This window comes from Streptomyces sp. NPDC048057, assembly GCF_040653095.1.
In the GTDB taxonomy this organism is placed as follows: domain Bacteria; phylum Actinomycetota; class Actinomycetes; order Streptomycetales; family Streptomycetaceae; genus Streptomyces.
Genome location: NZ_JBEZNF010000034.1, coordinates 1 through 22,690, shown reverse-complemented (window position 1 = coordinate 22,690; position 22,690 = coordinate 1). Strand labels below are relative to the sequence as shown.

The following is a 22,690-nucleotide window of genomic DNA, read 5'->3' as shown; positions in this document are numbered from 1 at the left end:
TACGGCGGTCAGCCGGCCGCCGACCGGGCCGGCTCGCTGTGGTGGCAGGCCGCGCTGACGCCCGTGTCGGCCAGCGGCAGCAACCGGGGCTGCTCGACGCGGCACCGGTCGTCGGCGCGCGGGCAGCGCGGGTGGAAGGCGCAGCCGGGCGGCGGCGCGAGGGGGCTCGGGAGTTCGGCGTCCGTGGCGAGCGCGCGCCGCCGGGCCGACCGGCTCTTCTGCCGCGCCGGGTCGGCGAGCAGCGTGGAGGCCAGCAGGGTCCGGGTGTAGGGGTGGGCGGGGGTGCGGTGGACGCGGTCGGCGGGGCCCGACTCGGCGAGCCCGCCGAGGTAGAGCACCCCGATGTCGTCGCTCATGTGCCGGACGACCTCCAGGTCGTGGGCGATGAAGAGGTAACTGACCTGGAGGTCGCGCTGGAGTTCCTTGAGCAGGTTGATGACCTGGCTCTGGGTGGAGACGTCCAGGGCGCTGACGGGTTCGTCGCAGACGATCAGCCGGGGGCGGGTGGCCAGGGCGCGGGCGATGGCGACGCGTTGGCGTTGGCCGCCGGAGAGTTCGTGCGGGTAGCGGTCGGCGTGGTGGGCCGAGAGCCCCACCCGGTCCAGCCACTCCTCGGTCTCCCGGCGCCGTTCGACGGGGCTGAGGCGGCGGTGTCGGGTCATGGCCTGGCCGAGGGTGGTGGCCACGGTCTGCCGGGGGTTGAGGGAGGACAGCGGGTCCTGGAAGACGACCTGGACGTCCCGGTGGAAGGAGGGCGGGGTGCGCCGGCCGAAGCGGGCGACGTCCTGTCCGTCGAAGACGACCCGGCCCTCGGAGATCGGGGCGAGGCGCAGCACGGCCCGTCCGATGCTGCTCTTGCCCGAGCCGGACTCCCCCACCAGGCCGAGGGTCCGGCCCGCGCCGATGGTGAAGCTGACGTCCCGGACGGCGGTCAGCATCCGGGGCCGTCCGGTGAGCCCCCGGCCGAGCGGGTAGCGCACGGTCAGGTTCTCCACGCTGAGCAGCGGCGGGGCTTCGGCGCACGGGGCGGGCTTGCTCGTCGGGTCGTTCATCGGGCACCTGCCAGGTCGAGTTCGACGGCCCGCAGACAGCGCACGCCGTCGGCGTCGATCGGTACGGGGGTGGTGCGGCAGCCGTCGGTGGCGTACGGGCAACGCGGGTGGAACCGGCAGCCCTGCGGCCAGTCCCAGGCCGGCGGCACCCGTCCCGGGATGGTGGCGAGCGGCTCGTCCCCCGGCCCGTGGTGCGGCACGGCGGCGAGCAGGGCCTCGGTGTACGGGTGGCGGGGGCGGGCGAACGCGTCGTGCACGGTGCGCTGCTCCGCGATCTGTCCGGCGTACATCACGGCGATGCGGTCGCAGGAGTCGGCGACGACGCCGAGGTCGTGGGTGATCAGCAGCAGGGACATGGACAGGCTCTCCCGCAGCGAGGCGAGCAGGTCCAGCACTTGGGCCTGGATGGTGACGTCGAGTGCGGTGGTGGGCTCGTCCGCGATGAGGAGTTCCGGGTCGCAGGCGAGGGCGCCGGCGATGACGACGCGTTGGGCCATGCCGCCGGAGAACTGGTGCGGGTAGTCCTTGAGCCGCTGTCGGGGCGCCGGGACGCCGACCAGGCGGAGGAGTTCCGCGGCCCGTTCGGTGGCCTGGGCGCGGTTGAGGTCGCTGTGGGCCCGGATGGCGTCGGTGAGTTGGCGGCCCACGGTGTGTACGGGCGAGAGCGCGGAGCCGGGGTCCTGGAAGACCATGCCGACGCGTCCGCCGCGGATGCGGCGCAGCTTCTCGCCGCCGAGTCCGGTCAGTTCGGTGTCGCCGAGCCGCATCGAGCCGGCGGCGACGGTGACGCCCTTGGGGAGCAGTCCGAGGATCGCGGCGGCGGTGATGGACTTGCCGCAGCCGGACTCGCCGACCAGGCCGAAGGTCTCGCCCCGGTTGATGTGGAACGTGACGTCGGAGACGAGTTGCGCGCCGCCGGGGTCGGTGACGGTGAGCCCGTCGACCCGCAGGAGCGCGTCGGACGGCGCTTCGGGGGCCGGCGCCGCGGGGAGCGCGCCGGGGCCGGGCCCGTCGGCGGTGGCCGTGGCCTTGCGCGGCCGGGTCGCACCCGCGGACCGGGGCGACCCGGCGTCCCGCAGCCCGTCTCCCAGCAGGTTGAAAACCAGGACGCTCAGCGTGATCGCCGCCCCGGGCAGGATCGCCAGCAGCGGGTGCTCGGCGACGTGCTGGCGGGAGGCGTCGAGCATGGCGCCCCAGCTGACCTGGGAGGCGTCGACGCCGACGCCGAGGAAGCTGAGCGTGGCCTCGATGAGCAGGGCGGTGCCCAGGGCGATGGACGCCTGCACGATCAGCGGGGGCGACACGTTCGGCAGCACCTGGCGGAACATCACCGAGACCGGGCGCAGGCCGAGGACGCGCGCGGCGTCGACGTACAGCTTCTCCCGTTCCGCGAGGACGACGGCCCGGGTGATGCGCATGAAGCTGACGGCGAAGATGAGGCCGACGGCGAGCATCGCGTTGCCGAGGCCGTTGCCGAGGACGGCGACCAGTGCGAGGGCGAGCAGCAGCGCCGGGATGGACTGCATGACGTCCGCCACCCGCATGCCGATCCGGTCCCACCAGCCGCCCCGGTAGCCCACGAGGAGGCCGAGGCCGACGCCGAGGACGAGTCCGATGGCGACGGACTCGCCGGAGGCGAGGAGCGCGGTGCGGGTGCCGTAGATCAGCCGGGACAGGGTGTCGCGGCCGAGGTCGTCGGTGCCGAGGAGGTGGTTGGCGCCGGGGCCCTGGAGCTTGTCGGCGACGTTCGGTTCGCTGGGGCCGTACGGCGCGATCAGCGGCGCGGCGAGGGCGACGACGACCTGGAGGCCGAGGACGGCCAGGCAGATCACGGTGATCGGCTGGCGCAGCAGGCGGCGGAAGGTGCCGGCCCGTGCCCGGGGGGTGCTCATTGGGGCCTCACCTTCGGGTTGATCACGCCGTACAGCACGTCCGCGCCCAGGTTGACCAGGAGGACGATGACCGCGACCAGGACGATGGAGCCCTGGAGCACGGGGTAGTCGGCGCGTACGACGCTGTCGATGAGCAGCGTGCCGAGGCCCGGGACCGCGAAGATGCGCTCGATGACGAAGCTGGCGGCGACCAGCACGGACATCTGGATGGCGATCACCGCGAGGACCGGGACCATGGCGTTCTTGGTGGCGTACCGCAGGACGATGGTGCGGCGCCGGATGCCGCGGGCGAGCAGGGTCTGCACGTACGGCGAATCCAGGGAGTCGATCATGGCGCTGCGGGTCTGGCGGGCGATGACGGCCGCGGTGTGGGAGCCGAGCGCGAGGGCGGGCAGGACCATGCCCTGCAACCAGGCCACGGGGTCGTCGGCGAGGGGTACGTAGCCGACGACGGGCAGCCAGCCGAGGTTCACGGCGAACACCAGGACCAGCAGCATCGCGAGCCAGAAGCTGGGCACGGCGAGGCCGAGGGCGACCAGGGTGGTGAGCAGCCGGTCGGCGACGGTGCCGGGTCGCAGGGCGCCGAGCACCCCCAGCGGGACGCCGACGGCGAGGGCGACGGCCATGCCGGCGAGGGCGAGCGACAGCGTGATGCCGATGCCGGTGCCGATCGACTCGCTGACCGGGACGCTGGTGTACAGCGAGGTGCCGAGGTCGCCGCCGAGGGCGCCGCCGAGCCACTGCGCGTACTGCTCGAACAGGGGCCGGTCCAGACCGAGTTGCGCGGTCATGGCGGCCTTGTCGGCGGCCGGGGCGCCTTCGCCGAGGATCTGCGCCACCGGGTCGGTGGGCGTCAGATGGACCAGGGTGAAGACGAACGCGGACACCAGCAGCAGCGTGGGCAGCGCGGAGAGCAGCCGCCGCAGGACGAAGGTGGTCACCGCGCAGGTCCCGGGTCCGGGACCGCCGAGCCGAGGACCCTGGCGCGCACCCGGCGGGTCGCGGCGCCCGCCTCGGCCGGGTCGAGGTCCGTCAGGCGCCCGCCGCGCTTGCGGACCCGGCCGCCGACGACGACGGTGTCGACGTCGCGCGGGGTGGTCTGGAGGACGACGTGCGCGGCGGGGTCGCCGAGCGCGACTCCGTACGGCTCGGTGTCGATCAGGACGACGTCGGCGAGCCGGCCGGGGGTGAGCCGGCCGAGGTCGGCGCCGAGGCCGAGCGCTCGGGCTGCGTTGACGGTGGCGTACTCCAGCATGTGGCGGGGGCGGACCAGCGGGACGCCCGGATGGTGGGCCAGCGGCCACCGGCCGGCCTCCCGCTCGGTGGCGGCGTCGACGTTCCGCATCAGCAGGAAGGTCAGCCGCATGGCGGCGAACAGGTCGATGGCGACGCGGGCGTGGGTGTCGATGCCGAGGCTGGGGCTCGCGCCCGCGCGGTGGGCGCGGTTGAGCACGGTCATGGACCGGCCGCCGCCGAACTCCCCCTCGGGGGTGAAGGAGATGCCGCCGCCGCAGGCCGCGAGCAGGGCCAGTTCCCCGTCGTCGGCGGCGTTGGCGTGTGCGGGGACGATGTCGGAGTCCAGGAGCCCGGCCTCGTGCAGGGCGCGGAGCTGGCCGGGCGGGTTCTGGTGCACGGTCATCCGCAGGCCGAGTTCCCGGGCGAGGGCGATCTCGCGCCGGACGCGCTCCATGGAGCCGTACTCGATGGAGCCGAGCGCCAGGCCCACCCGCAGGAGGCCGTCACCGCCCTTGTTGACCTCCTCGTCGAGGCGGCGGACGTGCTCCAGGCGCCAGTCGTGGTCCTCGGGCGGGGCGTCGAAGCCGCCCAGCATCCCGTACGCGAACAGGGCGCGCTGGCCCGTGGCGCGGTGGGCGCGCAGCCCGGCTTCGGCGGCCTCGGGCGACATCACGTTGTGGCAGAAGTCGATGACGCCGGTGATGCCGGCGTCGAGCATCTGGACCGCGCCGGAGAAGGTGGCGTCGTGGATGTCGTCGGGGGTGAAGCGCTCGCGGAGGTGGAAGACCTCCGACTGGTAGTCCTCGCCGGTCCAGCCCTGGGCGTGCAGGCCCTTCAGGGGGACCTGCCAGGCGTGCATGTGGGTGTCGATGAGCCCGGGGATCGCGATCGTGCCGCGGGCGTCGATGACCTCGGTGTCGGCCGAGGCTCGGTCGCCGAGGTCGGGTCCGACGGCGGTGATGCGGTCCCCGGTGACGAGGATGTCGCCGGGCAGCAGGTCGCCGAGTTCGGGGTCCATCGTCAGGACCGTGGCGCCCTTGATCAGCAGGCTCGGGCCGGGGGCGGTAGGGGTCTTCTCAGGCACGGCTGACTCCCTGCGGGACGGGGGCGGCGACGGGGAGGGCGGCGAAGTCGCCGGCACAGTGCACGATCCGGCCGCCGACCAGGGTGAGCTGGGATTCGATGCGCGGGATGACGTCCTCGTCGACGGCGAAGTAGTCGTCGCTGAGGACGGCGAGGTCGGCGAGGAGCCCGGGTTCCAGCCGGCCCCGCTCGTGCTCCTCGAAGCTGAACCAGGCGCCGGACGCGGTGTAGCCGCGCAGCGCCTCCTCCCGGGTGAGCAGGTGCCGGGGGTCGAGCGTGGCGTTCCCGGTGACCGTACGGCCGTTGAGGAACCAGGCGAGGGTGGCGAACGGGTTGTACGAGGCGACCCGCATCGCGTCGGACCCGAGGCCGAGCGGGATGCCGCGCTCGATGAGGGTGCGCAGCGGCGGCGCTTCGGCGACGGTGTCGGCGCCCCAGACGGCGATGGCCTCGTCGCCCTGGAAGCGGAACAGCCCCTGGGCGAGGACCCCGGCGCCGAGCGCGGCGATCCGGTCGACGTCGGCGGGGCGCAGGGGTTCGGCGTGGACGAGGGCCCAGCGCAGGTCGCTGATGTCGTGCTCGGCGTGCACCTCCTCCCAGGCGCTGAGGACGGCGTCGATGGTCTCGTGGTGGTGGGCGTGGGTGTGCACCGTCCACCGGTTGCGGGCCAGGTCGGTGAAGATCTGGCGCAGTTGGCGGCGCACGTCGTCGTCGATGACGACGGGGTGGGCGATCTTGTCGACGGTGCGGTACAGCGCGACCTCGCCCGAGCCGATCACCCGGAGCATGCCGTCGCCCACGTCGAGGGGGGTGAAGCGGAGGTAGCCGGCGAGTTCGTCCAGCTCGGTGCCGGCGCGGGAGGCGTGCACGGCGAGCCGGCTGCGGACGGTCAGCAGTCCGCGGCGCCAGGTCTCCCGGATGGCGGGGTAGGCGTCGGGGCCGCTGTTGAAGCCTCCGCCGTCGATGGCGCCGGTGATGCCGAGGCGGTTCAGCTCGCGGGACATCTCGGCGGTGGAGGCCACCTGCTCCTCGAAGGAGGGGCTGGGCATCCGCCGGTAGAACCACTCCATCAGCGGGGTTCCGTCGACCTTGCCGGTGAGTTCTCCGTCGGCGTCGGTCTCGAACGCGGACGGGTCGAAGCCCTCCTCTTCGAGGGACCGCACCAGTGCGCGGTCCACGCCCAGGACGCGCATCGCCGCGGTGTTGAGGACGGCCCAGTCGTAGAGGAACTGGACGTACACGGGGTTGTCGGGGGCCGCGCGGTCGAGTTCGGCGCGGCTGGGGCCCCGGTTCTCGGGGAACTGGGCGGGGTGCCAGCCGCCGATGACCCGGATCCAGCTCCCCTCGGGGCGCTCCCCCACCCGGGCGGCGACGGCCGCGAGGCCGCTGGCGAGGGAGGGCTCGTCCTCCCAGCGGACCTCGTCGCGCCAGGTGCGGCCGGCCCGGACGACGTGGACGTGCGAGTCGATCAGCCCGGGGACGACGCGTCGCCCCGCGAGGTCCACGACGGTGGTCGCGGGCCCGGCGAGATCGCTGATCTCCACGGTGGTGCCGATCGCCGAGATCCGCTCGCCGGTGACGGCGACGGCTTCCACTTCGGCGCTGCGGGCGTCCGCGGACAGGGTGGTCACCCGTCCGTTCACGAGCACCAGGTCGGGATGGGCCGTGGAAGTCGGTGTGCTGCTCATGGGTGGGTTCTCCATCCGGGTGTACGGAGGGTGGGGCGCGGCTCCGCGTCAGCGGGAGCGCGGCGGGCGCGGGGCACGGCCACGGCGCCTCGGGCGGCGGTGTGGGAGAGGGCTCCGGCCGGCGGGGCACGGCCCACAAGGGCTCGGTGCGGCGGCGGGCGCGGGAGGGTGGGTGGCGCGGTGGCGGGCGCGTCCGTCGTTCGACGGACTGCACACGGGCCGGAGCGTCGGCTGCGGCGGGCTACCGGAGTTCGGTGCCGAGGCCGGTGGTTCGAGGTGGGACGAGGAGTGGGTGCAGGGTGGGGCTGGTGCGGCGTCAGCCCACGACCTGGGCTTCCTTGTAGCGGAACACCGCGACGTCGTTCGTCGTGGAGACGATGTTGTCGACCTTCTTCGGGTTGTACGCCCAGAAGCCCGAGTAGTCGAAGTAGCCGCAGTCCAGCGCCTCGTCGTTCACGATCCTGGACATCCTCTTCCAGGCAGCTTCACGGGCCTCGGGAGTCGTGGCGTCCAGCCCTTCCTGGACGGCGGCGGTCAGCTCGGGGTGGTCGACCTTCAGCGGGTTGCCGGGCGCGTCCGGGGAGAACTTGCGGTTGTAGTAGTCGTACGCACCCGAGCGGGAGCCGTCGGAGAGGATCGCGGCCGGGTACTTGCCGTTCTGGTAGGTGCTCAGGAACTGCGGGAAGTTGGGGAGTTCCAGCTTGACGTCCACGCCGATCTCGGACATCTGGCTGCGGAAGAGTTCGGCGATGGTGCGCTGCGTGTCATAGCTGATCAGGGTGAACGAGCGCTTCTGTCCACCGAGTTCGGACATCAGCTGCCTGGCCTTGGCCAGGTCGAAGGGGTACCCCTTGAGCGCGGGGTCGTGCCCCGGCTGGCCCTCGGGGAACCGCTGGAGGGGTGTCTTGCCCTTGCCGCCGAGCGCGGCGTCCACGTAGTCCTGCGGGTTCATGGCGTGACAGACCGCCTGGCGGAACTTCTTGTCCTTGAAGACGCCCTGGGTGTCGTACATCTGGAGGTGCCAGAGCACGGACGGGAACCAGGTGGACTTCAGCCCTTCCTTGTCCGCCCGGGCCGCGAGCGGCGGCGTGGTCCACACGACGTCGAGCTGGCCCGCGCGCAGTGCGTTGTAGAGGCTGTCGGGGTCGTTGATCTGGGTGACCTCGACGCGGGCCGGGCCGACGGACTTCTTGTCGTAGTACTTGTCGAAGGAGGTGACGACGGTGCGCAGCCCCTTCGTGGACGCCTTGGGGTCGAAGACCCAGGGGCCGGTGCCGGCGGCCTTGGTCTTCCAGGTGCCGTCGGCGAGCGCCTTGGGCGACACCATGAACATCCCGAGGCGGGCGAGGTTGTTGAGGAGGTTGGGGGCGGGTTCCTTGAGGTCGATCCGTACGTGGGTGGCGTCCACGGCGGTGACCTTCGCGACGGCTTCGAGCTGGCTGCGGTACTGGCTCGGAGTGTTCTTGATCCGTTCCAGGTTCTTGACCACGGCCTGGGCGTCGAAGGGGGTGCCGTCGTGGAAGACGACGCCCGGGCGCAGGGTGAAGTCGACAGCGCGGGCGGACTCCTCCCACTCGGTGGCGAGTTGGGGCCGGAGGGTGAAGCCGTCGGCGGCGACGCTGATCAGCGGCTCGTAGACGAGCGAGCTGAAGGTGCTGTTCTGCTTGTTGACCGTGTCCCAGTCGTCGAACTGCTGGTTGGTGCCGATGCGCAGGGTGCCGCCGGGCCCCTCGCCGGGCTTCTTGGCGACGCCGGCGCCGGTGGCACCGCCCTGGCCGGAGCAGGCGGTGAGGGTGACGGCGAGGGCGGTGGTCAACAGGGCGCCGCCCAGGCGGGCGCCCTTGGCTCTTGGTGGGGTGCGATGCACCCGCCCTCGGGAAGTGGACTGTCCGTTGTCGTTCACAGCGAGAACCTCCACACAGGTCTGTGGCCCGTCCACAGCAGGACTTGTGCGCTATAGTGCACGTCGCGTGCAGCTCACTTGTCAAGGGTTAAACCAAAGATGCGCGAAGTCCCTTTTCTCTCGCCGTTCTCCCGCGTTCTCTTGTGTCGAACGGGTAGCCGGCGTGCAGGATGTCGACCATGCTGTACACAGGTGTACGCTCCTCCACAGTCGGCGTGCGCACGATGGATCGGGGCGGCCGGACCGATCGCCCCCACGGAAGCAGGAGTCGCCATGAAGCCAGCGGGGGGAAGCCCCGGACTCGGGGCGCGTCTGAGGAGGGTCCGCACCCAACGCGGGCTGTCCCTGCGCGAGCTGGGCAAGCTCGCGGGCTGTTCCGCCAGCCTCATCTCCCAGGTGGAGCGGGGGCAGACGGCCCCGTCCGCGGGCGTGATCTACGGAATCGCGAACGCGCTCGACATCTCCCTCGACTACCTCTTCGGAGTCGGTGAGGACGGCACGGTCCCCGCGCGCCGCCAGGGGGAACAGCTCGGGACGGAAGCCGATGCGCTGCCGCGGTTCGCCCTGGCCGCCGCCCTCGGCACCGCGCCCGCCGAGGCGGGCCGCCCGTCCGCGCCACCGGCCGCCACCTCCGGCACGGAGCCCACCGAGGGCCCTTCGGTCCTGCCCGACGAACCCGTCGTCCAGCGCCGCAACCGCCGCCGCACCATCGACCTGGCGAGCGGCGTCCGCTGGGAGCGGCTCACCCCGCAGCAGGACGCCCGGGTGGACTTCCTGGAGGTCGTCTACCAGCCCTTCGGCCGCTCCACCGACACCCATGCCTCCATCCGCCACGACGGCCGCGAGTACCAACTCGTCCTGCACGGCACGCTCCACGCCGACATCGGCTTCGAGACGTACGTCCTGGAGGCGGGCGACTCCCTCGCCTTCGACTCGGCGACCCCCCACCAGTACCGCAACATGACCGATCAGGAGGTCCGCGTGATCTCCGTCGTCATCCACCACACGGCCTGAAGCGCCCCGACCCCGAAGCGGGTCGAAGCGGCGCGACCACCGGCAGCGAGCGCAGTGAGGACGACCTCACTGCGCTCGCTGCTGTCATGACCGGCCACGGGCGGGCACGGCCGGGAGATCCCGCGGGCACACCACCAAGAGCCCTGCCACAGCGAATCGCCATTCTCTGGACCACGTCGTTAGCTTGTATTAACTTAACTCTTCCGACGGGCCATCCCATGGCGAAGGAAGTCCCGGTTCTACCGAGGTATGAGGCGAGACTTCAGCGGTGGACCCAAGAGGTGTGACAGGAGGTTCGGGAGGGATTTTTCCAACGGCCGTTCACTTGGTGCGCCGTCGGAGACCCCCATGCCGCCTCTTCCGCTCTCTTCGCACGGGAGTGCACGGCCGTTGAACCCACTGGACGACGGACAAGGACCGCCAGCATGCGCCGGACCATCTTCACCGAGGACCACCACGACTTCCGGACGGTCATCCGGAAGTTCATCGCCGAGGAGGTGGTCCCCCACTACGCCGACTGGGAGCGCCAGGGCCACGTACCGCTGGAGCTCTACCGCAAGTTGGGTGCCCTGGGCGTCTTCGGCATCCAGGTGCCCGTCGAGTACGGCGGTGCGGGCGTCGTCGACCTCCGCCACTCCATGGTGATCCGGGAGGAGTGCGCTCGGGCCGGGGTCAGCTTCGGCGCCGACGTCGTCCACACCGCGCTCGTGCTTCCGTACCTGCTGGAGTTCGGCAGCGAGGAGCAGAAGCAGCGCTGGCTGCCGGGCTTCCTCTCCGGCGAGATGATGACCGCGATCGCGATGACCGAACCCGGGACCGGGTCCGACCTCGCGGGGATCCGCACGAGGGCGGAGCTCTCGGCGGACGGCTCGCACTACGTCCTCAACGGCGCCAAGACCTTCATCACCGGCGGGGCACAGGCCCATCGGATCCTCGTGGTCTGCCGCACCGCGCCGTACGACCCCGCGAACCGCCGGGCGGGCCTGTCGATCCTGTGCGTCGACACGGCCAGCGAGGGCTTCCGGGTCGGCCGCAAGCTGGAGAAGATCGGCCTACGGGCGCAGGACACCGCCGAACTCTCCTTCGACGACGTACGGGTCCCGGTGGGCGACCTCCTCGGCGAGGAGGGCCGCGGCTTCTCCTACCTCGCGCACAACCTGGTGGTGGAGCGGCTGGGCGCGGCGGTCGGCAGTTGCGCGTCGGCCGCGGCCGCGGTCGCCTTCGCCACGGACTACGTGCGGGAGCGGGAGGTCTTCGGCAAGCCGGTGGCCTCCTTCCAGAACACCAAGTTCGTCCTCGCCGAGTGCGCCACGGAGGTGACAGCCGCGCAATGCATGGCCGACCGGGCGGTGGAACTGCACGGTCAGGGGCAGTTGACCGCCGCCGACGCGGCGAAGGCCAAGCTGTTCTGCACGGAGACGGCGGGGCGCGTCATCGACAGGTGCCTCCAACTCCACGGCGGCTACGGCTACGTGTTGGAGTACCCGATCGCCCGGCTCTACGCCGACACCCGGGTCAGCAGGATCTACGCCGGGACCAGCGAGGTCATGAAGTCGATCATCGCCAAGGACCTCGGTCTCTAGGGCTGTCCGGAAAGGAGCGCGGTCCGTCCGAAGGGCGGGGCCTGCGTCCGGCGAGAGGAGTTCGAGGTGGCGGGAGAGCGCGGGGCGGCCGACCCTGTCGAGAAGGTCGGGAAGGCAGCGCCGGGCGGTGCCCCACGAGGACGCCGCACGGTCGTCGCCGCCCTGATGCTGGGGATGGCGCTCGCCGCGCTCGACGTGACCGTCGTCTCCACCGCGGTACCGCAGATCGTCGGCGACCTCGGCGGGTTCTCCGCCTTCTCCTGGGTCTTCTCCGGCTATCTGCTCGCCGTCACCGTCACCCTGCCGGTGTACGGGAAGCTCGCCGACACCATCGGCCGCAAACCGGTCCTGGTCATCGGGATCGGCGTCTTCCTGGTCGGCTCCCTGCTGTGCGCGACCGCCTGGAACATGACGTCCCTGATCGCCTTCAGGATCATCCAGGGCCTGGGCGGCGGCGCGCTCCAGGGGACCGTGCAGACCATCGCCGCCGACCTCTACCCGGCGGAGCAGCGCCCCAAGATCCAGGCGAGGCTGTCGTCGGTGTGGGCCGGCTCGGCGGTGACCGGTCCCGCGATCGGCGGCGCCGTCGCCGAGTACGCCGACTGGCGCTGGATCTTCCTGCTCAACCTCCCCGTCGGCGCCGTGGCCCTCTGGTTGATCGTCCGTCATCTGCACGAGCCCCGGCGGGAGAAGGTCCCCGCCACGGTGGACTGGCCGGGCGCCCTCGCCCTCTTCGGCTCCGGCGCGCTGCTGATCACCGCGCTCGTTCAGGGCGGGGTCGCCTGGCCGTGGCTGTCGACGCCGTCGCTGGCGCTGTTCGCCGGTGGCGCCGCCATGGTCGCCGTGACCGTGGTCGTCGAGCGACGCGCCACCGACCCGATCATTCCCGGTTGGGTGTGGCGGCGGCGCACCATCGCGGCGGTGAACCTGTCGTTCGGTGCGCTGGGCGTGCTGATGATCGCGCCGAACGTCTTCATCCCGACGTACGGTCAGTCCGTGCTCGGCCTCGACCCCACCCGGGCCGGATTCGTCCTCACCGTGATGCTCCTGAGCTGGCCCGTCAGCGCGGCCCTCTCGGGCAAGGTCTACCAGCGCATCGGCTTCCGGCTGACCGCGGCGATCGGGGCCGCGCTGACGAGCCTGGTCCTGGGCTCCTTCTTCTTCCTCCCCCATCCGGGCGAGCCGTGGCACCCCGCCCTGATCATGCTGCTGCTGGGCGGGGCGCTCGGGCTGTTCCAACTCCCGCTGCTCATCGGCGTGCAGTCCTCGGTGCTCCACTCCGAACGCGGCACGGCGACCGCCTCGGTCTTCTTCTGCCGGCAGATCGGCCAGACCGTGGGCGCGGCCCTCTTCGGCGCGCTGGCCAACGCCGTGCTCGCGTCCCGCCTCGGGGCCGGCGACGCCGACTCCGTCGGCCGGGCCGTGAACGACCCGTCCGCCCTCCCGCCCGACGCCGCGGACCGGCTGCGCCGCGCGGTGGACGCCGCGGTCGAGTACGTCTTCCTCGGCGCGGCGGCAGCTGCCGCCGCGGCGCTGCTGGTGCTGCTGTTCGTGGCCTCCCGGGGCTTTCCCGAGCCGTCCGACGAGGCCGGAGAAGCACCGAAAACGCCGTTTTCGAAAATTTGATTTTCGATAAGCGGAACGGGTACGGTTCGGGGGTCAGCAACGAACGACCGGATCAGGAGCGTCATGGCCGAGGCACCCGAGGCGTCGCGCCGGCGCAAGCTCACCCCGGAGCGGGAGCAGGAGCTGCTGCGGGTGACGGCGGAACTGGTCGGCGAGGTCGGGTACGACCACGTCACCATGGCGGAGGTGGCCCGACGGGCGAAGTGCAGTACGGCCACGCTCTACCGGCAGTGGGAGAGCAAGCCGCGACTGGTCGTCGCCGCCTGGAAGGCACACGGCCAGGAGCAGTTGGCGGCCTTCGCGGAGATCGACACCGGCGACCTCCGCGGCGACCTGGCGGCCTATGTGCATCTGCTGGTGACCGGTGACCCGGACCGGGAGACCTTCGCGTCGCTGCCGCCGGCCATCATGCAGGACCAGGACCTGATGGAGCTGGTCCGGAAGGTGTTGCTGCACCCCGTCGTCGACGGCTTGACCGGACTGCTGGAGCGGGCCGCGGCCCGGGGGGAGATCGTCGCGGGCCATCCCGTGATCGCCCTCGCCGACCGGCTCGTGTTCGGCCCCTGGTTCGCGATCGACGTCCTCTACGGCTCCCCGGCCACCGAGAAGCAGCTCATGGACGTCATCGACACGGTTCTGCTGCCGGCGCTCGCGGCTGTGCCCGCCGTCGAGTGACGACCGGGTGAACTGAACGCCCCGGAGCCGTGACCGGCTCCCCCGACAGCACCGCTCGCAGTCGATTGCGCGCCACGGCGCGCGGCCGGCGACTTCACCGTGCCGAGACGCGGCCTCAAGGCCGTGCCTCTCCCCCGGCACGTCCGCCCACCGGCCCGCAGATCCCTCTCTGCCCGGAATCCGCTGTGCTTCCGCGCGCCTGTGGCACCACACGCCCGTCCGCACCCCTCGATTCGGAGTATCACCCGCATGGCCACGTTCCTGCACAGGATCGGCAGCTCCGCCTTCCGGCGGCGCTGGCTGGTCGTTCTTCCGTGGACGCTCGTCCTGGGTGCCGTGGGGGTCGGCGCCGCGAGCAGTTCGGGGTCCGCCAGTACCGCCATCACGCTGCCGGGCACCGAGGCCCAGCGGGCCATGGACCTGCTGGCGGAGAAGTTCCCGGCCGCCAACGCCGACGGGGCCACCGCCCGCGTCGTCGTTCGGGCCCCCGACGGGGAGAAGATCGGCGCCGCCGAACACCGGGCCGCGCTCGAAGCGACCCTGACGGACGCGGAGAAGTCCTCCGACCACGTCGGCCAGGTCACCGACCCCTTCGCGGCCGGCGCGGTGAGCGCCGACGGCACCACCGCCTACGCCCAGGTCACCTACACCGCCAAGGACACGGACCTGACCGACCGCGACCACAACGGCCTGGAGAAGGCCCTGGACTCGGGCCGGGACCGCGGGCTGACGGTCGAGGCGTCCGGCAACGCCCTGGCGCCCCCCGCGATGAGTCACACGGCCGAGGCCGTCGGCTTCGCCCTGGCCGCCGTCATCCTGGTGATCACCTTCGGTTCCCTGGTCGCCGCCGGCCTGCCCCTGCTCACCGCGGTGGTGGGCGTCGGCATCACCCTGGCCGCCATCACCGCCCTCAACGAGCCCCTCGGCCTCAACAGCAACGCACCCGCCCTCGCCTCCATGCTGGGCATCGCGGTCGGCATCGACTACGCCCTGTTCATCGTCTCCCGCTACCGCTCGGAGCGCGCAGACGGCCACGACGCGCAGGAGGCCGCTGCCCGAGCCAACGGCACGGCCGGATCGGCGGTCGTCTTCGCCGGGCTGACCGTGGTCATCGCCCTCGCGGGGCTCGCCGTGGTGAACCTGCCCATCCTCACCGAGATGGGCCTGGCCGCCGCCGGAGCCGTCGTCGTCGCGGTTCTCGTCGCCACCACCCTGGTCCCCGCCCTGCTGGGCTTCGCCGGGGATCGCGTCCACGGCAAGGCCCGCAAGCGGCCCGCCATCAGGGCCGCAGATCCGCGCCGGACGCCGCTGAGCCAGCGGTGGATCGCCCTCGTCCTGCGCAAGCCCGTGCGGACGCTGGTGCTGGCCGTGCTGGCACTGGGAGTCGTCGCCCTGCCCGCCACCAAGCTCGAACTCGGGCTACCGGACGACGGTTCCAAGGCCGCCTCCTCCACCCAGCGCAAGGCGTACGACATGCTGGCGCAGTCGTTCGGCCCGGGCGTCAACGGCCCGCTGACCGTGACCGTCGACGACCGCGACCCCGCCGTCACCCGCGCCACCGCCGCGGAGCTGGGCGAGACCCTCACGGCTCGACCCGGCGTGGCCGCGGTGACCCCGGCCGTGTTCAACCCGGCGGGTGACACCGCCATCCTCACCGTCGTCCCCCGGAGCGCACCGGACAGCGAGGCCACGGAAGAACTCGTCGACGAGATCCGCGGCCTGGCCGACGCCAGGGAATCCGACAGCGGCGCCCGCGCCCTGGTGACGGGCACGACCGCGCTCAACATCGACATCTCCGCGAAGTTCAGCGCCGCGATCCTGCCCTATCTGTCACTCGTCGTCGGGCTGGCGGTCCTGCTGCTGATCCTGGTGTTCCGCTCCGTCCTCGTCCCCCTCAAGGCGGCCCTCGGCTTCCTGCTGTCGGTGCTGGCCTCCCTCGGCGCGCTCGTCGCGGTCTTCCAATGGGGCTGGCTCAAGGACCTGTTCGGCTTGGAGCAGACAGGTCCCGTGATGAGCCTGATGCCCATCCTGATGGTCGGCATCGTCTTCGGGCTGGCCATGGACTACCAGGTGTTCCTGGTCACGCGGATGCGGGAGTCCTACGTCCACGGCGCCGACGCCAGGACCGCGATCGACAGCGGATTCCGGCACAGCGCCACCGTGGTCACCGTCGCCGCCCTGATCATGATCTCCGTCTTCGCCGGCTTCGTCGGCTCCGACGACTCCATGATCAAGTCCTTGGGCTTCGGCCTGGCGGTCGCCGTCGTCTTCGACGCCTTCGTCGTCCGGATGACGATCGTGCCCGCCGCGCTCGCCCTGCTCGGCGACCGCGCCTGGTCCCTGCCCCGTTGGCTGGACCGCGCGCTGCCGGAGGTCGACATCGAAGGCGAGAAGCTCGCCCGGCCGACGGCCCGGTCCGCCGGCGCAGCGGAGCACGAGCCGAGCCACGCGCTCGACTGAAGCACACCGCAGCCTCCGCTCCAGGCCATGCCGGTCGGCCGCCGCACGGCGGCCGACCGGTTGCGCCACCTCCAGCAGCCGGGTGGTGACCTGGGAGGGTCGTCCATGGACGCGTGCGGCGTGGGGCCTGCACATCGATGACGGGGGCGATGGACTCGACCGGTGATCGATTCCGCATCGGCCCGCGCCTCCAGTGGATCGGCCCGCCCGACACCGTTGCCTTCGCGGTGCTGGCTCTGCTGACAGCCCTCGGGTGGGCCTGCAACCGCAACCCGGTCGGTACCCGCGTACGGTCCCTGGCCCTGCCGCTGCTGGTGCTGGTGCTGCCCATGGGGCTGTTGCTGCTGGCGTCGACGGTGTCGACCGCTACGTCCTGCCGTACGTCGTCGGCCTCGCGCTGCTGCTCGGCGCGGCGCTGGACCACTCCTGGTCGCGCGCGCTCGCGTGGTCCGCGGTCGCCGGGGCGCTGGCGGTGCTGGTGGCGCACGGCCCCTTCCTCCGTACGCCGGACAGCCGCAAGAACGACGTGGGCGCGGTCGCGTCGGCGGTCGCCGAGGTCTCCCGCCCGGGCGACGGCCTGCTGTTCGCCCCGACCCGCCGCCACAGCCACACCCTGGCCCGCCCCTCCCCCTACGCCCACCTCCACGACGTCTCCCTCGCCGACTCCCCCTGCACCTCCGCCGCCCCCTGCGGCACGGAGGCGTCCCCGGCACAGGTGCGCGCCCGCATGCGCGCCGCGCCCCGGATCGTCGCCGTCCAGGACCACCGAGGCCAGCCGCTCGACACGGAACCGCTGGAGCAGACCAAGCGGGCCGTCCTACGGGAGACGTTCACCCTGGCGGAGGAGCGGACGGTGGGTCAGGTCCGCACCGGCGTCTACACCCGCCGGTCCGCCACCGGTGCGCGGTAGCGCCGAGGTGGCGGAGCACCGGCCGCATTCGCTGCGGGCCTTCGGCGTCCGTCTTCGTCGGGTCAGGCACCAGGGGCCTGCCCGCCCAGGGTGATGACGTTGTCGAGGACGAGGACCTGCTCGGGCTCCCGACCACGAGGCGGACCAGGTCCGTTCCCGTGGTGCACGCACCGGTCCTTCACACGATCGTGGGCGGACTCCCGTTCTGAGGGAATTCCACGGTCATGATGGCGGTGGTGTTGATGCGCCCTTGGAAGGCACTGTAGAGATTGACACCGAAGTTCGTGCCGCCGCGACGCTCCGCCAGGGCGAAGTGGAGGTGCGAGGGATTCCCCGCGGAGATGGTGCCGATGACGCTTCCTCGGGCGATCGTTGCGCCGATGAAGATGCTGGGATCCGCCTGCAGGTGCGTGTAGAAGATGCCCACGCCGCCCGGATCATCCGGATTCAGGGAGCCGTTCGCGGCGCGCACCCAGATTTGGTCTCCGAACACGGTCGGACTGGGCGTCGGTTGCTTGAAGTCGGTGACCTTCCCGTCGAAGACCGCGAGGACCTGCGTGCCTGCCGGCGCGCCGAAGTCCATGCCGAACGCCTCGTACCATGAACTTCCGACGTGCCCACCGTCGCCCGGCCCACCGAAAAACGTCCCGCTCGCCCCAGTTGAGAACGGGTTTGACATATCGAGGCTAAACGCACTCATGATGACCCTCCTCAGACTCCCGTCACATCGCGCTGCGCTTTCACGGTGCACGACGGGCTGATTTCGGGCGCAGAGCACCGGCGTCGCGCGTGGGAACAGGATGGACAGCGCTTGCCAGCGATGAGGGCCGTTCATCGGACTCATTGAGCGTCGACTCGGCCCGTGACCAGCAGCCTGAGCATTGCCGTCCCCTCCCAGCGTGCGCCGATCGCACGGATGCCGCGACCGGAACCCACGGCACCTGCCTGCCGCCTCAGAGTCGTACCCGGTACACGATCGGCGGCCGGCCCGTCTGTCCGTGCTGCTGGCTGCCGATCGGCACCGCCACTCCCGCCCGCTCCAGCCGCTTCAACACGCGCCTCGCGGTGCGCTGCTGGACGTCGAGGTGTTCCGCCACGGCGTACGCGGTCAGGCCCTCGCCGTCGGCCGCGGTGACCAGCTCGCGCAGCTTGTCGAGCGTCTGCGGGTTGAGCCCCACGCGCCTGGCGAGCAGCACGCTGTTCTCCGGCCCGGCCGGCGCGGTCGCCCGCGCGGAGTCGGCGTCGATCACCATGTCCACGTCGTCCCGCATGGACACGACCCCGGCCACGGACCCCACCGCGCCGGCCCGGTTGACGGCCCGCCGCGCCAGCGACTCGGCCTCCGCCGCCGTACGCCCCAGACCGAAACCCACGTGCACCGAGGTGTGCCGCGAGGCGAGCGCGTCGAGCAGCGGGAGCCGGGTGAAGTGGTCGCTGGCCTTCTCCAGGGCACCGCGCGTGGTCACCACCAGCCGTCGCCCGTCCGGCAGATGGGCCAGACTGCCGCCGAGCACGGCGAGGTCTGCGGCCAGTTCGGAGTCGTCGGAGCCGGGCGGGATGTCGACGATGCCCATCGCCACCTGTGTGTCGCCGCTCTGTGCGGCGGAGGCGGCGAGCACCAACGACTGCACGGTGGCGCGGATGGAGTGCCGGGAGGGCGCGAGGCGTACGGCGTGCATCTCGTTGTCGAGGGTGTGGAAGGTGGAGCCGAGGCAGGTGAGTGCCACCCGGGTCTGCTTCTTGTCGCGGGCGCCGAGATGGAAGGAGACGAGGTCGTCGCCGGTCAGCCCGGGGCGGTACGGCAGCACGTGCACGTGCTCGGTCGGCAGCTTGGCCTCGGTCATGGTCTCCACGACCTCGGCGCGCTGGAGCGTGTCGATGGAGATCCGGGACACGTCGTGGCCGAGGCGCAGCAGCTCGACGAGCGCGCGCAGCAGCGTCGCCCCGTTGTACGGCACGTACATCGCCGACCGGTCCAGCAGTCCGGCTTCCGCCGCGAGGGCGTACGGCACGACCCCGGTGAACAGCAGGGCGTCGACGCCGGACGCCCCCGCCTCGCGGACGACGTCGAGGGTCTCGTCCTCGTGCCGGTAGGGCAGGCCGAGCAGCCGCGCTGCGTCGGGAGCACCGACCGCCCGCACCTTCTGCACCAGGTCCTCGGGGCCGATCACACCGATGGTGAACGCCATGCGCCCCGTCTCCTTCATCCATCCGGCCTGTTGTGGCCGGGTCCCGAACGTCTCGCCGGCAAGTCCAGGCAAAAGCGTCCTTCATCTTTCGGCCCAGCCCATAAAAGGATACGACGACGTCGCGCGGGTGGTCCCGGCGGTATCCGCTTGACGTACGACCGGGTGTCCCCTGCCCTGCCGAGCGCGTGCGCCGGGCCGTGGCGGTGCGCTGCGACCCCGTCCTCCGGGTGCCCCTGCACGGCCACGGCTCCGGAGCGCCCGCTACTCCGCCCCGTCCTCCGCCAGCCCTTCCAGGCACTGCACCACGCGTTCCCGCTCCACCGGCGGCAGTGGCGGGCCGAACGGGTCGTGGGCTGCTGCTTCCGGCAACAGGCCCTCCCACACCGCCGCCCAGTGCATCCGCTGCGCATAGCCCTCGATCGGGGAGAGGAAGGTGGCTTCCGCGAAGCGGTCCAGGCGAGTCGACGCATCGACGAAAGCCGTGTGGTCCGCGGCGCACCAGGCGTCGAGGACCGCCGTCGTCAGTTCCGCGCGGGCCGCCGCGATGCCGACGAGGGCCGTGTCCGCGCCCCACATCAGGCTGGGGCCGAACATACGGTCCTCGCCGGTGACGACCAGTCGGTCCGTGGCCCGGGCCGCACGGATCGCGTCCTGGCAGGCCATCGCGCGGTCCAGGGTGGCCAGTTTGAGACCCAGCGCCCCCGGCAGGGCCAGCAGGTCGCGGACCAGTGCCGGCGGTACGCGTATCCGCCCGCCTCACCGTGCAGGAAGAACCCCAGCACCGGCAGCCCGCTCGCCGCCGCCACCCGCTCGTGCAGCCGGACAGCACGGTCGTGGCCGTCGGGGAGGGCGGTCAGGGCGTGCAGCGGGTACACCATTACCGCGTCCGCACCCAGTTCGGCAGCCGTCACCGCCATCGCCTCGACCGCGGCCTCCGCCTCGGCCACCGTTGCCGGTGAGAGGTCGCGGGGGACGCCCGCGACGGCGACCAGCGGCTTGTCGGTCGCCGCGCGCCAGGTGCGCAGCACCCGCGCGCGGTCGGCCGCCGAGAGGTACAGGCCGCGGCCGGTGTGCGCCCACACCACGAAGCCGCCGACCGGGGCGGCGTCGAGCTGCACCGCGTAGGCACGCAGGACGCCCAGGTCGACGGTCCCTCGCTCGTCCATCGGTGTCAGTACCGCCGGGAGCACCCGTCCCCCGCAGCCGCCGGAGCAACTCGCCCGATGTGCCCACCACTTGTTCCGTGAACCCTTTGGTAACCACGGACCATACGTTAATCTTTACGGCCCAGACCGTAAAGGGACAAAGGAGAGGAGTCCGGCCATGCGCCTCGGCCTCTACGTCAACCTGTTCTCCGGCAAGGACGACCGCCCCGCACTCGCGGACGCCGTCGAGCAGGCCGGCTCGCCGAGCGGGCGGGCTTCGACTGGGTGGTGCTCGGCGAGCGCCACCTGCACCGCCCCGGCTACCACGAGGCCCTGACGTCGCTTCCCCCCGCCCCGCGCGGCGGCGCAGCCCGCGGCCGGTCCGTCCACCTCGTCCAGAAGGGCGCGCTGAGCCGGCTCGACCTGAGGACCGGCCGGACCACGAAGCTCGCGATGACCGAGTTCGGCGAGGGCGGCATCCGTACCCTCGGCTGGCGTGGCACCACCCTCGTCGGCACCTCGTCCACCGGCGGCATGTGGCACTACGACACCAGGACCGGTGTGGGCCGGCTCCTCGGCCACACCCTCACGGGCCGGCCCGTGACCATCCGTTCCATGGCCGAGGGCCCAGACGGGCGCCTGTACGCGGGCGGGTTCCTCACCGGCGGCCTGGCGGCGTACCAACCGGGCAGCGGCGCCACGCAGTTCTGGCCGAACGTCGGCCAGAGCGAGGGCATGGCCTCCCACCAGGGGAAGCTGTACCTCGGCGTCCACCCCGGCGGCCGGGTCTACGAGTTCGACGGCAGCGGCAAGCTCTGGGGGCTGACCCCGGATACGCTGTTCGAGATGGACCCGGCGACCGGCCAGACCCTGCGCACGGTCAAGCACCAGCCGTACCTCTGGGAGACCCAGACGCAGGTGTGGCACGACACCAACCTCGTGTTCCACGTCGGAATATCTGTGGGGCAAGACGCAGAGCAAGGCGTACCGGATCGACCCGGTGACGATGCAGTTGACGCTGATCGCCCGGCCGGTCTCGAACCTGGCGAAGGGCCCCGACGGCAACATGTACATGTCGCGCAACGAGAGTTTCTACACCTATCGGGTCTGCTGACCCGGGCAGGAAGAAGCGGTACGGAGCGCGGAGGGCGTCACCGGCTTCGGGGAGGCGTCCCCGATGACCGCGTACACCGGTGAGACCCTCGCCGGCCTGGAGACCGCCCTCGCCCAGCACGCCGCGCCCGCCCTCGTCGGCCGCGATCCACGCGATCTGGCCGGAGCACACACCGCGATGGACACCGCGATACGCGGCCAGCACCTCGCGAAGGCCGCGCTCGACATCGCCCTGCACGACCTGGTCGCGCGGGCCGCGGGATGGCCGCTGCATCTGCTGCTCGGCGGAGGAGTCCGCACCAGCGTGCCGACCGCCTGGGTCGTCGGCCTCGGCACGCTGGAGGAGATGGCCGCGGAGGCCGCCGAGTACGCGGCCCGCGGTTTCACCCACATCAAGGTCAAGGGCGGAGAGGACCCCGAACTCGACGTCCGGTTGGTGCGGCTGGTCCGCGAGTCGGTACCGGCAGCGGTCGAACTCTGCCTCGACGCCAATGAGGGCCACGCCCCGGGAACTGCCCCGCGCGCACGGTCGCCCGGCTCGCCGACGCCGGTCTCGACCTCGTCGAACAACCGCTCCCGCGCTGGGACCTGGCGGGCATGGCCGCCCTGCGGCGCGCGGGCACGGCGCGGGTGATGGCCGACGAGAGCATGCAGTCACTGCACGACGCGATGGAGATCGTGCGCCGGGAGGCGGCGGACGTCCTCAACATCAAGATCCTCAAGGTGGGGGGGTCTGCACCGAGCCCGCCAGATCGCCGCGCTGGCGGAGGCCGCGGGGCTGGTGGTGAAGCTCGGCACGATGCCGGAGCTGGGAGTGGCGACACTGGCGGCGGCCCACCTCGCGGCGGCACTGCCGCATGCGACGGTGCCGGCGGACCTGGTGGGACCGCTGCTGGTGACGGAGGACCCACTGGCCGGCGCGGTGTTCGCACCCGCCGCGCACACGGGCCACGTAGACCTACCGACGACCGCCGGCCTGGGCCCCCACGCCTGGGGCGTGTCTTATGGATCAGGCTGGGTGAATGGGGGTCCCCCCACGCCCTCTGGGCGTAGGGGGAGGGGTCTGGTGCCGTGGATCGCAAGGCGGAGGATGGGGGTACTCCCCCACGGCTACGCGTGGG

General features: G+C 72.0%; 19 protein-coding genes and 2 pseudogenes. 11 read left to right on the top strand and 10 right to left on the bottom strand.

Features of this window, described 5'->3' with window-relative positions:
* Positions 1 to 8: 8 nt before the first annotated feature.
* From AB0E05_RS31340 to AB0E05_RS31315, 6 genes are all read right to left on the bottom strand, one after another.
* The gene (locus tag AB0E05_RS31340) at positions 9 to 1,052 is read right to left on the bottom strand and encodes an oligopeptide/dipeptide ABC transporter ATP-binding protein (protein WP_361969929.1); all 1,044 of its coding nucleotides are present in this window, start codon (positions 1,050 to 1,052) and stop codon (positions 9 to 11) included.
* Positions 1,049 to 2,944, bottom strand: a complete 1,896-nt coding sequence (locus AB0E05_RS31335; protein ID WP_361969926.1) for a dipeptide/oligopeptide/nickel ABC transporter permease/ATP-binding protein — start codon at positions 2,942 to 2,944, stop codon at positions 1,049 to 1,051. The genes AB0E05_RS31340 and AB0E05_RS31335 overlap by 4 nt, the downstream gene beginning before the upstream one ends.
* Positions 2,941 to 3,885 carry an ABC transporter permease gene (locus tag AB0E05_RS31330; RefSeq protein WP_361969922.1) on the bottom strand — a complete coding sequence of 315 codons (945 nt, stop codon included), beginning with the start codon at positions 3,883 to 3,885 and terminating at the stop codon, positions 2,941 to 2,943. Before AB0E05_RS31330 ends, AB0E05_RS31335 begins: the two co-directional genes overlap by 4 nt.
* Positions 3,882 to 5,264 (bottom strand): amidohydrolase family protein, encoded by a 1,383-nt coding sequence (locus AB0E05_RS31325; RefSeq protein ID WP_361969919.1) that lies wholly within the window; start codon positions 5,262 to 5,264, stop codon positions 3,882 to 3,884. Before AB0E05_RS31325 ends, AB0E05_RS31330 begins: the two co-directional genes overlap by 4 nt.
* Positions 5,257 to 6,951: an amidohydrolase gene (locus AB0E05_RS31320; RefSeq protein WP_361969917.1), complete on the bottom strand. Its 1,695-nt coding sequence runs from the start codon at positions 6,949 to 6,951 to the stop codon at positions 5,257 to 5,259. The genes AB0E05_RS31325 and AB0E05_RS31320 overlap by 8 nt, the downstream gene beginning before the upstream one ends.
* Positions 6,952 to 7,267: 316 nt before the next feature.
* Positions 7,268 to 8,854 (bottom strand): ABC transporter substrate-binding protein, encoded by a 1,587-nt coding sequence (locus AB0E05_RS31315; RefSeq protein ID WP_361969914.1) that lies wholly within the window; start codon positions 8,852 to 8,854, stop codon positions 7,268 to 7,270.
* A gap of 273 nt (positions 8,855 to 9,127) precedes the next feature.
* Here AB0E05_RS31315 and AB0E05_RS31310 point away from each other — a divergent pair, with 273 nt between their 5' ends.
* The 6 genes from AB0E05_RS31310 (at position 9,128) to AB0E05_RS31285 (ending at position 17,122) form a co-directional block, all read left to right on the top strand.
* Positions 9,128 to 9,868 (top strand): helix-turn-helix domain-containing protein, encoded by a 741-nt coding sequence (locus AB0E05_RS31310; protein ID WP_361969911.1) that lies wholly within the window; start codon positions 9,128 to 9,130, stop codon positions 9,866 to 9,868.
* A gap of 425 nt (positions 9,869 to 10,293) precedes the next feature.
* Positions 10,294 to 11,451 (top strand): acyl-CoA dehydrogenase family protein, encoded by a 1,158-nt coding sequence (locus AB0E05_RS31305; protein ID WP_361969908.1) that lies wholly within the window; start codon positions 10,294 to 10,296, stop codon positions 11,449 to 11,451.
* A 66-nt stretch (positions 11,452 to 11,517) separates the two neighbouring features.
* The gene (locus tag AB0E05_RS31300) at positions 11,518 to 13,077 is read left to right on the top strand and encodes an MFS transporter (protein ID WP_361969905.1); all 1,560 of its coding nucleotides are present in this window, start codon (positions 11,518 to 11,520) and stop codon (positions 13,075 to 13,077) included.
* Positions 13,078 to 13,140: 63 nt separating this feature from the next.
* Positions 13,141 to 13,752, top strand: coding sequence for a TetR/AcrR family transcriptional regulator (locus tag AB0E05_RS31295; protein WP_361969902.1), 612 nt, complete (start codon positions 13,141 to 13,143; stop codon positions 13,750 to 13,752).
* 249 nt (positions 13,753 to 14,001) lie between these two features.
* A complete protein-coding gene (locus tag AB0E05_RS31290) occupies positions 14,002 to 16,212 on the top strand; it encodes an MMPL family transporter (protein ID WP_361969899.1) in 2,211 nt (736 codons plus the stop codon).
* Between the two features lie 253 nt (positions 16,213 to 16,465).
* Positions 16,466 to 17,122, top strand: coding sequence for a hypothetical protein (locus tag AB0E05_RS31285; protein WP_361969896.1), 657 nt, complete (start codon positions 16,466 to 16,468; stop codon positions 17,120 to 17,122).
* 178 nt (positions 17,123 to 17,300) lie between these two features.
* On the opposite strand, the gene AB0E05_RS31280 is transcribed toward AB0E05_RS31285, so the two are convergent.
* From AB0E05_RS31280 to AB0E05_RS31265, 4 genes are all read right to left on the bottom strand, one after another.
* The gene (locus AB0E05_RS31280; RefSeq protein ID WP_361969893.1) at positions 17,301 to 17,822 is read right to left on the bottom strand and encodes a M23 family metallopeptidase; all 522 of its coding nucleotides are present in this window, start codon (positions 17,820 to 17,822) and stop codon (positions 17,301 to 17,303) included.
* 253 nt (positions 17,823 to 18,075) lie between these two features.
* Entirely contained in the window at positions 18,076 to 19,311 is a 1,236-nt protein-coding gene (locus AB0E05_RS31275) for an HTH domain-containing protein (RefSeq protein WP_361969890.1), read from the bottom strand.
* Between the two features lie 261 nt (positions 19,312 to 19,572).
* On the bottom strand, positions 19,573 to 19,905 hold the full coding sequence (locus AB0E05_RS31270) for a hypothetical protein (RefSeq protein ID WP_361969888.1): 333 nt from the start codon (positions 19,903 to 19,905) through the stop codon (positions 19,573 to 19,575).
* Positions 19,887 to 20,477, bottom strand: a complete 591-nt coding sequence (locus AB0E05_RS31265) for a hypothetical protein (RefSeq protein WP_361969885.1) — start codon at positions 20,475 to 20,477, stop codon at positions 19,887 to 19,889. Before AB0E05_RS31265 ends, AB0E05_RS31270 begins: the two co-directional genes overlap by 19 nt.
* Positions 20,478 to 20,634: 157 nt before the next feature.
* On the opposite strand from AB0E05_RS31265, the gene AB0E05_RS31260 reads away from it, so the two are divergent.
* The 5 genes and pseudogenes from AB0E05_RS31260 to AB0E05_RS31240 form a co-directional block, all read left to right on the top strand.
* Positions 20,635 to 20,793 (top strand): hypothetical protein, encoded by a 159-nt coding sequence (locus AB0E05_RS31260; protein ID WP_361969882.1) that lies wholly within the window; start codon positions 20,635 to 20,637, stop codon positions 20,791 to 20,793.
* 116 nt (positions 20,794 to 20,909) lie between these two features.
* Positions 20,910 to 21,653 (top strand): hypothetical protein, encoded by a 744-nt coding sequence (locus AB0E05_RS31255; protein WP_361969879.1) that lies wholly within the window; start codon positions 20,910 to 20,912, stop codon positions 21,651 to 21,653.
* A pseudogene (locus AB0E05_RS31250) lies at positions 21,634 to 22,080 on the top strand (enolase C-terminal domain-like protein); the annotation flags it as partial. The gene AB0E05_RS31255 and the pseudogene AB0E05_RS31250, both read left to right, overlap by 20 nt.
* A 74-nt stretch (positions 22,081 to 22,154) precedes the next feature.
* A pseudogene (locus AB0E05_RS31245) lies at positions 22,155 to 22,244 on the top strand (hypothetical protein); the annotation flags it as partial.
* A gap of 58 nt (positions 22,245 to 22,302) precedes the next feature.
* On the top strand, positions 22,303 to 22,690 hold a 388-nt coding region (locus AB0E05_RS31240), incomplete at its 3' end, for an enolase C-terminal domain-like protein (protein WP_361970069.1).